The organism is Roseibium polysiphoniae (assembly GCF_014842925.1).
Lineage (GTDB): Bacteria > Pseudomonadota > Alphaproteobacteria > Rhizobiales > Stappiaceae > Roseibium > Roseibium polysiphoniae.
This window is the reverse complement of the sequence record NZ_JACYXJ010000006.1, coordinates 173,183-185,504: the sequence shown is the minus strand read 5'-3', so window position 1 is coordinate 185,504 and position 12,322 is coordinate 173,183. Positions and strand designations below refer to the sequence as shown.

The following is a 12,322-nucleotide window of genomic DNA, read 5'->3' as shown; positions in this document are numbered from 1 at the left end:
GTTTATCTGCGAATCGTACCTGTCCGGCGCGTCAACGTCACCAGTCAGCGCGCAGCCTTTTTGCTGTTTTTCCCAGCTTCGACGAGGCTTTCGATCAACTCGAAGCGTTCGAGGAATTTTTCCTGTGCTTCAAGGGCCGGAAGAGGTCTGAGATCAAGCCGGGCAACGGATGCGCCGTTGCGCGAAAAACCGCGCGGTTTGCCAAAGATCTTGGACGCCTCGCTCTCATCAAAACCGGCCAGTTCGATGGCCTCATAGTAGGCGCAGATGATGTCGGCACGCTTGGCCAGTTTCTTCACCGTTTGCGGAATTTCTGCCGGCAATCCGAAGCGCAGATGAATGGCGGCCTGCAAACGTCCCTCCACGGCCTTGTAGGCGCCGCCCATCACGGCCTTGAAGGGAGAGATCATGTCGCCGATGACGTATTCAGGCGCGTCGTGAAGGAGAACCGCCAGACGCCAATGCGGTGGCAGATCGGGCTTCAGCTGCAGGGCAATGTCTTCGACAACCAGACTGTGTTCTGCGACCGAAAACGCGTGTTCGCCACTGGTCTGACCGTTCCAGCGGGCGACGCGGGCAAGGCCGTGGGCAATGTCGGAAATCTCGACGTCCAGCGGCGAGGGATCCAGAAGATCAAGCCGGCGTCCGGACAACATGCGCTGCCAGGCTCTTGGAGAGGGTACGGAATGATCGGCAGGCATGGCGGCTCGAGTTCGAAAACGGAACGGGCGATATCAAGCGGTGCGTCAGGCGTCGCTGGTGTCGGCGGGCCAGGTAAAACCGGCCCATGAGGGCAGGTCCAGGGCCACTGCAACGTCGCCGCACTGAAACGCAGCGCCTTTGTCACGAGCGGCCTGCACCTTGTCAAGCCGCACCAGGGCGATGCCCACATGAGCGCCGTTGGCCTGCGCGGAAGAGCCGAGGGTCCCGATGGCCTTGCCATCAGCCAGGATCTCAGTTCCCACTTCCGGCAAAATGGTGTCGGCGGAGACGGCAATCATGCGTTTGCGTGCCGTCGCGCGGTGCTGGACCCTCGAGACCACTTCCTGCCCGACATAACAGCCCTTTGAAAAGGAAACGCCATTGAGCTGATCCATGTCGGCGTCATGGGGAAAGAGCTCCGAGTAGCCATAATCTGAAAGACTTTCGGGAACACTCAGCGCGATCCGATGACTTGCGTAGGCCTCAGGTGTTTCTTGCTGCCCATCCGCTTCCAGCAATGCTGCGCGAATGTCTTCCAGGTTGCCCAGATGGCGCTCTCCCAGTTCGGCAAGGCGCGGGTCAGACGCGTGATGGCCCGGCAAAGGTGAGGGCGAAGCGCCGCCCCAGGAGGCGACAACGCCGACGTCCGATCCCAGTGCTTCGATCTCGACCTTTGCACGCAAGCGATAGAACGTCAGGCGCTTTGCGAAGTCGGCAAGGGTTTCGCGCGGTGTGTCGAGCAGATAGCCGTCATCGGTTCGCAGAACAATGAAGTCGAACAGGATCTTGCCCTGGGGCGTCAAAAGGGCTCCAAAGCCGGCATGGTCCGCATCCAGCTTTTCGATGTCGCAGGTCACAAGGTTCTGAAGAAAATACGTTGCGTCTTCACCGCCGATGCGGATCAGGCCCCGGCTTTCCAGAGGCGCAAAGTGCAGTTGGCTCATCGTCCGGATCCTTGCTGTTGTGTTCAGGGCGCATGGGCCCGCGGTCAAAGTCTTGGTTGATACCTTGTCATGCGACATAGGAGGCTTTGAGGGTGTGGGCAAGACTGGAGTGCGCTCTGAGCGCTCCAGGTCAGCACTGGTCCTTGACCGGTCATCCGCGTATAAGCCCGGCAATGATCTAGTGGCGAAGCAGGAGACATACCTTGACCCAGACCTATGACGTGATCCTAAAGGGCGGAACAGTGGTCAATCAGGATGGCGAGGGCCTCCGCGATGTCGCCATTCGAGGTGGCCGGATTGTCGAACTGGGATCCTTCGATCCGTCGCAGGCTGGCGAGACCACTGATTGTACCGGTCTTCACATTCTGCCGGGCGTGATCGACAGTCAGGTGCATTTCCGCGAGCCTGGCCTCGATCACAAGGAAGATCTTGAATCGGGTTCCCGCGCTGCTGTCATGGGCGGTGTGACGTCTGTCTTCGAGATGCCGAACACCAATCCGCTGACCACATCAGAAGCAGCGCTTGCCGACAAGGTCAGCCGCGGTCATCACCGCATGCACTGTGACTTTGCCTTCTGGGTTGGCGGCACGCGCGAAAACGTCAAGGATATCCCTGAGCTGGAGCGCCTTCCGGGCGCTGCTGGAATCAAGGTGTTTATGGGGTCCTCGACCGGGGACCTTCTGGTAGAAGATGATCAGGGTGTCCGCGACATTCTTTCGACCACTCGCCGCCGTGCCGCTTTTCACTCTGAAGACGAGTTTCGCCTGCGCGAGCGTCAGGGCGAGCGGATTGAAAACGATCCGCGCTCCCATCCGATCTGGCGCGATGAAATCGCTGCCCTGCAATGCACCCAGCGTCTGGTCGGCATTGCGCGCGAAGTCGGCGCCAAGATCCATATCCTGCATCTGTCCACGGCCAAAGAAGTCGACTACCTGCTCGACCACAAGGATGTTGCCTCCATCGAGGTGACGCCGCATCACCTGACCTTGACCGATGAGGCCTATGAACGTCTAGGAACGCTGGTTCAGATGAATCCACCTGTCCGTGCGCCGCATCATGGCGAACGGCTGTGGTGGGGGCTGGAACAGGGCATTTTGGATATCTTCGGTTCGGACCATGCGCCGCATCTTCTGGAAGAAAAGCAGAAGCCCTATCCGGCATCACCTTCCGGCATGACCGGTGTGCAGACGCTGGTGCCGATCATGTTGGACCACGTCAACGCCGGGCGCCTGTCGCTGGCCCGTTTCGTTGATATGACCTCCGCCGGTCCGGCGCGTCTGTTCCAGACCGCGCTCAAGGGTCGGATCGCGGCCGGTTACGACGCTGATTTCACCATTGTCGACATGAAGCGCAAGCAGACCATCCGGAACGAATGGATCGCCTCCAAGTGTGGCTGGACACCCTACGACGGCAAGGAAGTGACCGGCTGGCCGGTCGGCACCATCGTGCGCGGTCAAAAGGTGATGTGGGAAGCTGAAGTGACGACCCCGTCCCGCGGCGAAGTGGTCCTCTTCCAGGATGGCCTGCCGCGCGCCTGAGACAGCAGTATCGATCATTCGTCAAAGGCGTCCCGCAAATCAGTGGGGCGCCTTTTCTGTCTGCACCGCCCGCCCCCAAGGCACCTTGTTCCAGACTTTCTCGTGAACAAAGAAAGCAAGAAAACCGCTCGCGGAAGCGCTTGAGGCCAAGGCAAGTGCCGAATACAGCGACCCGGTGTGCGGGTAGCTCAGGGCTGTCATGGTGACCAGCCCGAGCAGCTGCCATGTCAGCGCTTTCAGAAAGGTTCGCTTCGTCGTGTCCATCACGCCTATCGAGGTGTTCATGCCGGGTGGAAGGGGCTCTTCGCAATGCAAAAAGAGTGCGCCCGAACACCGTTTGATGGAAGTCTGTATCTTTTCAGCAAAAAATCCGAATAGTAGATTTTAGTCACAAAGCGTGATAAAAAACGCAAATGGACAAACGTGACCGCTCAACTCTGTTTCGCGAGCGCCTGGCCGACGCCATGTCGCGCCAGGGTATGAGCCGTGCGGAAATGGCGCGGATCTGTTCCGTGGACCGCTCGACCATCGCTCAGCTCCTGGGGGAGGGCGATGCAAGGCTTCCCAACGCCCATCTGGCTGCCGAGTGTGCATTGGCGCTTTCTGTCAGCGCGGACTGGCTTCTAGGCTTGTCCGAGCGCAGTGAGACCGCTGCAGATCTTCTGGAGGCTTCCTTCCGGGTGACCGAGGCCGAGCGCTCCTTCGCCGACGCGAAGATAGATGAATGGCACCGAGAAGCGGCCGGCTACAAGATCCGCCACGTCCCGGCGACCCTTCCGGATATCCTCAAGACCGATGCAGTTTTCGAATTCGAATATGCCGCCTTTCGCGACCGCACGCCTGATCAGGCCATTTCGGCCATGCGCAGCCGTGCCGACTGGCTGCGGCGGCCTGGGTCCGACTACGAGATCTGCTGTTCCAGGGAACTGGTCGAATCCCTGGCGCGGGGCGAGGGCTATTGGCGCGGCTTGCCCAAGGCGGCCCGTGAAGAGCAGATCGAGCACATGGCCCGGTGCTGCAGGGATCTGTATCCCTCACTGCGGCTCTATCTCTATGACACCAAGGTCGTCTTCTCTGCACCGGTCACGATCTTCGGGCCACTGCTCGGCGTGATTTACATCGGTGGTCATTACATGGTGTTTCGCGAGAGTCGGCAGATCCGCGCCTTGACGGATCACTTCGACCAGCTGATCCGCGATTCCGACACCGGCGCCCGCTCCGCTGCCGAAGTGATCGAGGCGATGGCTTCCCTGCTTTAGAGGCTCCGTTAAGGATCTTGGATTGCTCATCAAACTGTGATCGCGAACACAGCGGCCTTGCGCTATTGTGCATATTGTCGATGTAAATCGGCTCGAACGTTTCGGTAACCTTGTTCTATAACGTAAAATACACCTGTAGATTTTAAGTTTCTGTTTGAGCTTTTGAAGAGTGCTGCGTAGGGGGCTCCTGCTATGAATGTCAGTTTAGAGACTCGTGAGACCGCTATTTTCGGTCTTCGCCAATTTGCGCCCATCAAGGGAATTGCTGTCGCCCTGGGCGTGTTTGTCGCTGTGGCCGGACCTGCAACGGCCCGTGACAACCAGGCATCGGAGGGCGAAAAGGCTGCGGCGGAAGCACCTTTGCAGATGCTGGTTTCGCTCGATGAGCAAAAGATCGACGTCTATCGCGGGACCGAGCTGCTTCAGAGCGCTCCGATCTCGTCCGGAAAACCCGGCAACAGCACACCAACGGGTGTGTTCTCCATTCTGGAAAAGCGCCGCAAGCACTTTTCCAACCTCTACAACAATGCGCCGATGCCTTTCATGCAGCGCCTGACATGGTCGGGCATTGCCCTGCATCAGGGGCGCCTGCCGGGATATCCGGCCTCCCACGGCTGCATCCGGATGCCGCGTGATTTCGCCAAGGATCTCTTCGGCCAGACAGAGCGTGGCATGCATGTCGTCGTCACTCGCGGCGCGGCTGCCCCTGAACTCATCCGCCATGATGTTTTGCCGCAACCTCTTCCTGCCGCAACAACTCTGGCAAGCCTATCGTCGAAGACGATTGCTGCCGATCCTGCGCTGCGTGGATCGCTCGTAACTGCATCCATTCAGCCCGAGCTGAACGCGGCGGCTGCCAAGAATCCAAAGTTTGATCAGCCACTGCGCATGATCGTCACCCCGAAGAAGTCAGAAAACCAGACGCGGACCCTGCAACGCCTGCTGAACCAGATGGGTTTCAACGCCGGTCCGGTTGACGGCGTGATGGGCCGCAAGACCCGCGCGGCGATTGCCCTCTATCAGGAAGGTGCCGAGCGCCCGGTGACCGGCAAGATCACTGACAGTCTGATCCGCGACATTCACGCGGCTGCCGGTTATGAAAAGCCGCAGAACGCGACCCTTCGTATCCGTCGCAAGTTCAAGGACATCTACGAGGCGCCTGTGACGCTCTCGGATATCGATGCACCGATCGGCACGCATGTCTTCACTGCGCTTGGGTTTGAACAGGGGGCAGGTTCGGTCGACTGGATGGCAGTCCCGGCAGAAGGCGAAAGCCATGGTACCCCGCGCGATGCGCTCGACCGTCTGACACTGCCGGAAAAAGTCCAGCGTGAGATCAGCGAGATTCTGACGCCGGGAACTTCCCTGATCATCACCGATCGCAGCTTTGCCCGGAACACGGGGCTCGGCACCGACTTTGTCGTTGTAACGAGGTAAGATCTTCGATCGACTAGCTTTTGAAAGGCCTCCGCCCTTGGCGGGGGCCTTTTTTGTTCAACGAAGAATGCAGCCGGCTGACTTTTCGTCACCAAACTGTCGTCAGACTCCCGTATCGGAACTGAACTCCATAGCAAGGTCAAATCCGGGAGAAGGCCATGTCCTCCAGTACGCTGAATGCATCCAAGGCCCGTTTGAAGAATGCGGTCCATCGCTCCAGCGCGACATCCAAGGAGGGCTTTCTCGAACGGCTCTTTACATTCGCCTTCAAGGGTCTCGTCTATCCGCAGATCTGGGAAGATCCGGACGTGGACATGCAGGCGCTGAAGCTGACGCCCGAGTCCCGGATGGTCGCAATTGCGTCCGGCGGCTGCAACGTCATGTCCTATCTCACGGCAAACCCGGCCGAGATCACAGCTGTCGATCTCAACCGCGCCCATGTGGCGCTCGGGCGGCTGAAGCTGCTCGCGGCCAAACGCCTGCCCAACTACGATACGTTCTATCGCTTCTTTGGCGAAGCCGACGAGAAAGCCAACATTGCCACCTACGAGCGCTTCCTGCGCGAAGAGCTGGACGCAGAGTCCCGCTCTTACTGGGAGGGCCGCGACATTGCCGGCTGGGGCCGCAAGCGCATCACCCTGTTCTCACGTGACCTCTACCATCATGGCCTGCTGGGCTATTGCATCGGTGTCGGACATTTCGTTGCGAAGCTCTACGGCATCGACCCCAGGCATATGGTTCGTGCGCGCTCGATCGATGAGCAGCGCAGCTTCTTTGATACCGCGCTGGCACCGCTTTTCGACAAGCGCCTTGTGCGCTGGGCAACGTCCAAGAAAATGTCGCTCTACGGGCTGGGCATTCCGCCTGCGCAATATGAAGCGCTCGTTTCTGCTAGCGCCGAAGGCGACATGTCTTCCGTCCTGCGTCAGCGCCTGGAAAAGCTCGCCTGTGACTTTTCAATCAATGACAACTATTTCGCCTGGCAGGCTTTCAGCCGCGGATATGCGCCTCAGGAAGGCGAATCCACCGGCGACGCCGGTCCACTGCCGCCCTACCTGAAGCGGGAGCATTTCGAGGCGATCAAGACGCGTTCCAACCGGGTCCGTGTCCTCAACCGGAACTTCACAGAGCACCTGCAGGGCGAAGCGGAAGACAGTCTTGATGCCTATGTTCTGCTGGATGCACAGGACTGGATGACAGACGCTCAGCTCAATGCCCTTTGGAGCGAGATCACGCGAACCGCACGGCCGGGCGCCAGGGTCATTTTCCGCACCGCTGCTGAACCGACCTTGTTGCCGGGACGCGTCGAGGATGAGACCCTCGATCGCTGGAGCTATCGCGAAGAGGAAAGCCTTCGCCTTGGCCAACAGGACCGTTCGTCCATCTACGGCGGCTTCCATCTTTACGTCTACAACGGATAACAACGATGTCAGTGACTGCGGAAACCGCACAGCTTATGGACGCGGTCTACCGGAACCAGCGCCACGTCTACGATTTGACGCGAAAATATTACCTCCTGGGCCGGGATCTGCTGATCGATCGTCTGGAGCCGCCTTTTGGCGCCAATGTCCTGGAGCTTGGCTGTGGCACCGGCCGCAATCTCATAGAAGCGGCGAACCGTTTTCCCAACGCGCATTTCTTTGGCGTCGATATCTCGCAGGAGATGCTGGATACGGCGCAGCGCAATATCGACAAGGCAGGCCTGTCCAATCGCATTCGACTTGCTCGTGGCGACGCCTCGGACCCGGCGGCCGCAGATCCCTTCAGGATCACGTCCTTTGATCGGGTTTTCTACTCCTACACGCTGTCGATGATTCCGGTCTGGCGCGAGGCTCTGCAGGCCGGGGCTGCTCGATTGGCGCCTGACGGCCGAATTTCCGTGGTCGATTTTGGCCAACAGGAGAGACTGCCGGCCTCCTTCAAAGCGCTGCTCTTTGCCTGGCTTCGCGGGTTTCATGTTACGCCGCGTGCCGACCTTGAAACCGTTCTGTCGGAAATCGCCGAGAAGAGCGGGCGGAGCCAGTCATTCACGCCGCTCTACCGGGGGTACGCCCACTACGCGGAAATAGGTCCTTCGCCGGAAGGCCTCTACTCGCCCGCGACAAAATAGTGAAGCGTACCGTCCTTGCCGATCCCGACGCGATAAAACAGCCAGACGCCGAAAGCTTCCATTTCGGCAAAATCGGCAGCGGTCACGATCCTGTACATCTCGACCTTCTGGTCTGCCGTCAGGGCGTGAAATGGATATCGCGCGAAATAGGGCCAGATGTACATTTCCTGGGCCGTGCCGACGTCAGCATGAAGAAACCCTGCATCAAGGGTGTCGGCGAGAATGGCGAGGATCTCGAGACCGTCAGGGTCCCCGGAACTTTCCTTGAGAAATTCGATCGGGTCACCGATCTCGATCAGGGAAAGGGTCGGTGGAACCTCATTGCTCTCCAGGACCATGCGGAGCCGTTCGATATCACCGGAGATTGCGGCGTCCAGCAGCTGGGAGCGCATGCGCGCGACAGGTGTGGGCAGAAGGCTCGGGTCGTAGAGAACCTCCGGCAATGGGTATGTCTCAGCTGGTGCCGGTTCTTCGAGCGGCGCATTGTCGTCGGCGCTTGGGTCTTTTTGCGCCGTGAGCGAATCTTCGACCGGAATTGTTCCGCTTGCCGGTGCCTCCATCGGTGTGATCCGGATGGTGTCGGTGCGCACCGTCTTGGCTATGGCCGGCGTTCCGGCAAGGCTTGCCGCGACCAAAAGCAGAAACAATCGTTTGGACATACGCCATACCCCTCGCTGCCGGAATCGGCAGGCTTTGCATACACGCAAAGGGGGGCATCTGGCCACCGTCAAGGCAAATTGCCGGAGACCTTGCGCAGGGCGGCGACCGGCTGTATCGCACAGGTGGGAGCAGAACCGTTGAGGAAACTGGCCGCGTGAGCGTATTTGGATTTATTGCCCTTGGAGTGGCTATCGGCCTGATCACGAGTGCCCCCGTCGGTCCCGTCAACATCATGACCATACGGCATGCGGTTCAACGCGGCGCGCGTGAGGGAATTCTCGTCGGGCTTGGCGCTGTCCTGGCAGATACCATCTATGCGGCTGTTGCCGTGTTTGGCGTTTCAGCCGTTACTCAATTTATCGTGGGGCAGGTGGATCTGATCAAGCTGGTCGGCGGGACGCTGCTGATCGCTTTCGGGTTGAAGATCCTGCGCACCCACCCGCATCTTGAAACCGAGCCTGGAAATGGTGCAGCGGGTCTTTGGGCCGATGCCACGGCGGCATTTTTCATGACGCTGACAAATCCCGGTGCCGTTCTGGGGTTCATTGCGATCATCGGCGGGCTTGGCAGCTGGCGGCCGGAGCATGGCAATCACATCGGCGCGCTCGCGCTGGTGTCCGGCGTCGCCCTCGGAGCCTTGTTGTGGTGGACGTTGGTGTCTGCCGCGGTTCATCGCTTCAGCGGCCAGATCAATGACCGCTGGCTGGAGAGCGCCAACAGGATTGCCGGAACCGTTCTGGTTCTTTTCGGGCTCGCTGTCTTTACAGATCTGGCCCTGACAATCTTGTTCTGAATGGAAAATGCAGGAATAGGCGGAACGGCTCGGCAGCCGCCCCGTGAGGCGTTGGTCGTTCTACTGTAGAATGCGATTGACCGTGTAGTCGCCGCGCTGGATCCGGTCAGGCAGGCCTTCCGCCAGCTTTGCGACGGCATCTTCACCATAGGTGGTGACAAGGTCGGCAAGGGCGGTGAACATGGCCGCGTGTGCGACAGCATCGGCGTCGACGCCGCATGCGATTGCTTCGGCCCAAGCGTCCGAAATGAAGCCTAGAGCTGCGCGCCGGATGTCTTCATCCTCGGCGAACTCAGCTTCCATTGCCGCATCTGTGAAATCGTCGTTAGTCATTCGTTCCCTTACTGGTTCTGAACAGCCGCGGATCTTGCCGCCCGTCGGATGTGGCCCCCGAATCTCTTGATAAAAATCCTAACACGGCAAACCCGGCCGATAACCAACTGTGAACGCAAACTTAACAACCACCCACAAATTAGATAGGAAAGGTTAACCAAGTGGTAATAAGTGCCGTAGCGGCTTCAAGCGTCAGCGGCCGTAGCGGCTCGTGACATCGCTGATCAGCGTCTGTCCCTCGGCAACATATTGTTCCATCGCGATACGCGCGGACGCAGTGCAATTGCGATAAGCCGATGAAAAACCACGGTATCCCTGGTTGAAGCGCTCGATGAAACGACGATGCCGATTGCCGTCCTGTGTCTCCGAAGTGAGAAAGGCTTCCATCTGCTGGCGCCAGCTCGGCTGATCGTCGTGCCCGCACAAGGGGCGCAGGAAATGAAGCGCGCCGAGGACTTCCGAAAGGCGCATGAGATCGGCTTCATAGGGCGGTGCATTGTCTGCTGACTGTGCTTTGGCGCCAGGCGGTGTGCCAAGCACCAACAGTGCCAAGAGAGGCGCTGCAACCACATTGCCCAAGGGCTTTTCAAACAGGAAGCTCATCGGTGGATCATGCGCAGGCCACTTGGTGTTCGCAAGGGCCAGAGAGCGGCAATCGGGGGAAATCCGGTGTCAGCGTCGATCAAGAAGGCGCTGAACCCGCTCCGGGGTGCCTGGGGTCGTCAAAAGGTCTTGGAGAGCCGCGCAGCCGAGCCACCTTGCGTCCATGGCATCGTCTCCCGCCAGCACGTCGCCTGACAGGTATGGTCCGCAAAAGACCGCCAGCACGAAATGGCTGCGCACCCGGCCGTCCTCGTCGCGCTCTATGCTGTCAAAGGTCTCGCGCGGCACGTCAATATCGGCAAGGACACCTGTTTCCTCGCGAAGTTCGCGCTCCGCGGCCTCTTTCAAAGGCTCGCCGACATCAACCAACCCGCCCGGCAGGCTCCAGTGTTCGGGGTAGGGCGGTTTGCTGCGTTTGATCAGCAGAACATCATCGCCCCTGTAGCAAAGGACGCTGACACCCAGCAGCGGGATCGGAGGATATAGACGCGGGATCTGCATCCCGTTTTGTCTCACAGAGACAGCGCAGATCCAAGAGGCTGCAGGTCATTGGCTCTGCGGCAACAGGCATGGTGGCTAGACCGGAGAAACGCCTTAAGCGAACATAGCGTCGATTTCGGCCTGGGCTTCATCGCCTTCGAGCTGGATCGCTTCACCTTCCACATGGCCGTGGATCACGCCACTGGCCACCGAAATCAGAGGCTTGATGCTGTTGGTCGCAAGGGATGCGATCTGATCGGCCATCAACGACGGATCCGGCGTCTTGCGCAGCATGTCCTGTGCTTCGGTCACGGCCGCATCAATCTGGGCAACCCGCTGTTCCAGGTGGGTGCGCAGGTTCACCGGGGCTGCGTGGAAGGCAAGGATCGCAAGCTGCTTGTCGGAGAAGGTCGATTTTTCGAAATGGGATTCATAGTCGAGCGGCGCCCAATCAAGAACGTCCTCGGCGCAGTCCGGCATTGCGGGCAGCATCTCGAGCAGCATGACCACCTCGTTGAAGTGATTGAGATAGTCTGTCGCCAATCCGGTTTTCGGATTGATATTTGCCTGTTCCAGCTTATCGGCGGCGAGCGGCCCGACGCCTAGAACTGGATCATCGCATTGCATGCCGTTCCCCCACGCTCTTGAATTCTTTGCTAAGCTAGCGGCTCTTCGTTGCCAATTGCCTAACTTCATGCCAAAGACATTTCATGTGCGGCCGGTTCACCTTGACAGCGACTCCGAATGACGTTCGGGCCTTGTTTGATTACATTGAACAGCCGAATTTTCCGCCTCGCTTCAACATAGCGCCGACCCAGCCTGTTGCAACGGTTCGCCAGGAACATGGTGGCCGGCACTTTGCCCTTGTGCGGTGGGGCTTGATCCCGCCTTGGGTCAAGGATCCTGCGAGTTTTACATTGCTAATTAATGCAAGGTCGGAGACGGCCGAGCACAAGCCGTCCTTCCGTGGAGCCATGCGTCACCACCGTTGTCTCTTTCCTGTTTCCGGCTTTTATGAGTGGCGCCGAACCGCCGAAGGAAAGCAGCCTTATTTCATTCGACCCGCCGATGGTGGCCTGATGGCTTTTGCAGGGCTGTGGGAAATCTGGTCGGATCCGGACGGCGGCGATATCGATACGGGCGCGATTTTGACGACAGATGCGAATCAGTCTGTCCGTCGCATTCATCACCGGATGCCGGCCATCCTTATGCCGGAAGATTTCGACACTTGGCTGGACACGGGAAATATCATGGCCCGGGACGCGAGCCAGCTCTTGAGGCCGGCTCCGGAGGACTATCTGGTCGCCGACCCAGTTTCCACCCGCGTGAATTCGGTCGCCAACGACGATGGGTCCTTGCTTGAAATCGTGATCCCGGACCCTGGCGAAACAGCCGGGCAAAAAACAAAAGTTGCCAAAGACACAGCGAAGGATCAGCTAGACCTGTTCTGACCGCCAAGAGGC

15 protein-coding genes are annotated in these 12,322 nt (G+C 59.1%); 7 read left to right on the top strand and 8 right to left on the bottom strand.

Annotation, left to right across the window (positions count from 1 at the left end; translation table 11 throughout):
• Window positions 1–44: 44 nt before the first annotated feature.
• Together IG617_RS16625 and ygfZ are read right to left on the bottom strand one after the other, a co-directional pair.
• On the bottom strand, window positions 45–701 hold the full coding sequence (locus IG617_RS16625) for a YfbR-like 5'-deoxynucleotidase (protein WP_192110376.1): 657 nt from the start codon (window positions 699–701) through the stop codon (window positions 45–47).
• 45 nt (window positions 702–746) lie between these two features.
• The gene (gene ygfZ, locus IG617_RS16620; RefSeq protein ID WP_192110375.1) at window positions 747–1,646 is read right to left on the bottom strand and encodes a CAF17-like 4Fe-4S cluster assembly/insertion protein YgfZ; all 900 of its coding nucleotides are present in this window, start codon (window positions 1,644–1,646) and stop codon (window positions 747–749) included.
• A 203-nt stretch (window positions 1,647–1,849) separates the two neighbouring features.
• Here ygfZ and IG617_RS16615 point away from each other — a divergent pair, with 203 nt between their 5' ends.
• Window positions 1,850–3,184 carry a dihydroorotase gene (locus IG617_RS16615; protein ID WP_192110374.1) on the top strand — a complete coding sequence of 445 codons (1,335 nt, stop codon included), beginning with the start codon at window positions 1,850–1,852 and terminating at the stop codon, window positions 3,182–3,184.
• Between the two features lie 39 nt (window positions 3,185–3,223).
• On the opposite strand, the gene IG617_RS16610 is transcribed toward IG617_RS16615, so the two are convergent.
• Complete coding sequence (locus tag IG617_RS16610; protein WP_209008560.1) at window positions 3,224–3,469, bottom strand: DUF2061 domain-containing protein; 246 nt, start codon at window positions 3,467–3,469, stop codon at window positions 3,224–3,226.
• A gap of 128 nt (window positions 3,470–3,597) precedes the next feature.
• Between IG617_RS16610 and IG617_RS16605 the strand changes: the two genes are divergently transcribed.
• From IG617_RS16605 to IG617_RS16590, 4 genes are all read left to right on the top strand, one after another.
• Window positions 3,598–4,443, top strand: a complete 846-nt coding sequence (locus IG617_RS16605; protein WP_192110373.1) for a helix-turn-helix domain-containing protein — start codon at window positions 3,598–3,600, stop codon at window positions 4,441–4,443.
• A 192-nt stretch (window positions 4,444–4,635) separates the two neighbouring features.
• The gene (locus tag IG617_RS16600) at window positions 4,636–5,880 is read left to right on the top strand and encodes a L,D-transpeptidase (RefSeq protein WP_192110372.1); all 1,245 of its coding nucleotides are present in this window, start codon (window positions 4,636–4,638) and stop codon (window positions 5,878–5,880) included.
• Between the two features lie 158 nt (window positions 5,881–6,038).
• A complete protein-coding gene (locus IG617_RS16595) occupies window positions 6,039–7,301 on the top strand; it encodes a BtaA family protein (RefSeq protein WP_192110371.1) in 1,263 nt (420 codons plus the stop codon).
• Between the two features lie 5 nt (window positions 7,302–7,306).
• A complete protein-coding gene (locus IG617_RS16590; protein ID WP_192110370.1) occupies window positions 7,307–7,990 on the top strand; it encodes a class I SAM-dependent methyltransferase in 684 nt (227 codons plus the stop codon).
• Here the strand turns inward: IG617_RS16590 and IG617_RS16585 are convergent.
• Window positions 7,969–8,649 (bottom strand): hypothetical protein, encoded by a 681-nt coding sequence (locus IG617_RS16585; protein WP_192110369.1) that lies wholly within the window; start codon window positions 8,647–8,649, stop codon window positions 7,969–7,971. The genes IG617_RS16590 and IG617_RS16585 overlap by 22 nt on opposite strands.
• A gap of 155 nt (window positions 8,650–8,804) precedes the next feature.
• Here IG617_RS16585 and IG617_RS16580 point away from each other — a divergent pair, with 155 nt between their 5' ends.
• Window positions 8,805–9,443 (top strand): LysE family transporter, encoded by a 639-nt coding sequence (locus tag IG617_RS16580; RefSeq protein ID WP_192110368.1) that lies wholly within the window; start codon window positions 8,805–8,807, stop codon window positions 9,441–9,443.
• A 60-nt stretch (window positions 9,444–9,503) separates the two neighbouring features.
• Here the strand turns inward: IG617_RS16580 and IG617_RS16575 are convergent, their stop codons facing one another.
• The 4 genes from IG617_RS16575 to IG617_RS16560 form a co-directional block, all read right to left on the bottom strand.
• A complete protein-coding gene (locus IG617_RS16575; RefSeq protein ID WP_153770959.1) occupies window positions 9,504–9,776 on the bottom strand; it encodes a hypothetical protein in 273 nt (90 codons plus the stop codon).
• 192 nt (window positions 9,777–9,968) lie between these two features.
• Complete coding sequence (locus IG617_RS16570; RefSeq protein WP_192110367.1) at window positions 9,969–10,379, bottom strand: TIGR02301 family protein; 411 nt, start codon at window positions 10,377–10,379, stop codon at window positions 9,969–9,971.
• A 69-nt stretch (window positions 10,380–10,448) separates the two neighbouring features.
• Complete coding sequence (locus IG617_RS16565; RefSeq protein WP_192110366.1) at window positions 10,449–10,880, bottom strand: NUDIX hydrolase; 432 nt, start codon at window positions 10,878–10,880, stop codon at window positions 10,449–10,451.
• Between the two features lie 93 nt (window positions 10,881–10,973).
• On the bottom strand, window positions 10,974–11,486 hold the full coding sequence (locus IG617_RS16560; protein ID WP_192110365.1) for a hypothetical protein: 513 nt from the start codon (window positions 11,484–11,486) through the stop codon (window positions 10,974–10,976).
• A gap of 83 nt (window positions 11,487–11,569) precedes the next feature.
• On the opposite strand from IG617_RS16560, the gene IG617_RS16555 reads away from it, so the two are divergent.
• Window positions 11,570–12,310, top strand: coding sequence for an SOS response-associated peptidase (locus IG617_RS16555; RefSeq protein WP_192110364.1), 741 nt, complete (start codon window positions 11,570–11,572; stop codon window positions 12,308–12,310).
• The last annotated feature ends 12 nt before the right edge of the window (window positions 12,311–12,322 follow it).

Bases quoted from the DNA above. Each gene is read 5' to 3' on its own strand.
- IG617_RS16625 (WP_192110376.1), bottom strand. From the start codon at position 701: ATGCCTGCCGATCATTCCGTACCCTCTCCAAGAGCCTGGCAGCGCATG.
- ygfZ (WP_192110375.1), bottom strand. From the start codon at position 1,646: ATGAGCCAACTGCACTTTGCGCCTCTGGAAAGCCGGGGCCTGATCCGC.
- IG617_RS16610 (WP_209008560.1), bottom strand. From the start codon at position 3,469: ATGAACACCTCGATAGGCGTGATGGACACGACGAAGCGAACCTTTCTG.
- IG617_RS16605 (WP_192110373.1), top strand. From the start codon at position 3,598: ATGGACAAACGTGACCGCTCAACTCTGTTTCGCGAGCGCCTGGCCGAC.
- IG617_RS16600 (WP_192110372.1), top strand. From the start codon at position 4,636: ATGAATGTCAGTTTAGAGACTCGTGAGACCGCTATTTTCGGTCTTCGC.
- IG617_RS16595 (WP_192110371.1), top strand. From the start codon at position 6,039: ATGTCCTCCAGTACGCTGAATGCATCCAAGGCCCGTTTGAAGAATGCG.
- IG617_RS16590 (WP_192110370.1), top strand. From the start codon at position 7,307: ATGTCAGTGACTGCGGAAACCGCACAGCTTATGGACGCGGTCTACCGG.
- IG617_RS16585 (WP_192110369.1), bottom strand. From the start codon at position 8,649: ATGTCCAAACGATTGTTTCTGCTTTTGGTCGCGGCAAGCCTTGCCGGA.
- IG617_RS16575 (WP_153770959.1), bottom strand. From the start codon at position 9,776: ATGACTAACGACGATTTCACAGATGCGGCAATGGAAGCTGAGTTCGCC.
- IG617_RS16570 (WP_192110367.1), bottom strand. From the start codon at position 10,379: ATGAGCTTCCTGTTTGAAAAGCCCTTGGGCAATGTGGTTGCAGCGCCT.
- IG617_RS16565 (WP_192110366.1), bottom strand. From the start codon at position 10,880: ATGCAGATCCCGCGTCTATATCCTCCGATCCCGCTGCTGGGTGTCAGC.
- IG617_RS16560 (WP_192110365.1), bottom strand. From the start codon at position 11,486: ATGCAATGCGATGATCCAGTTCTAGGCGTCGGGCCGCTCGCCGCCGAT.
- IG617_RS16555 (WP_192110364.1), top strand. From the start codon at position 11,570: ATGTGCGGCCGGTTCACCTTGACAGCGACTCCGAATGACGTTCGGGCC.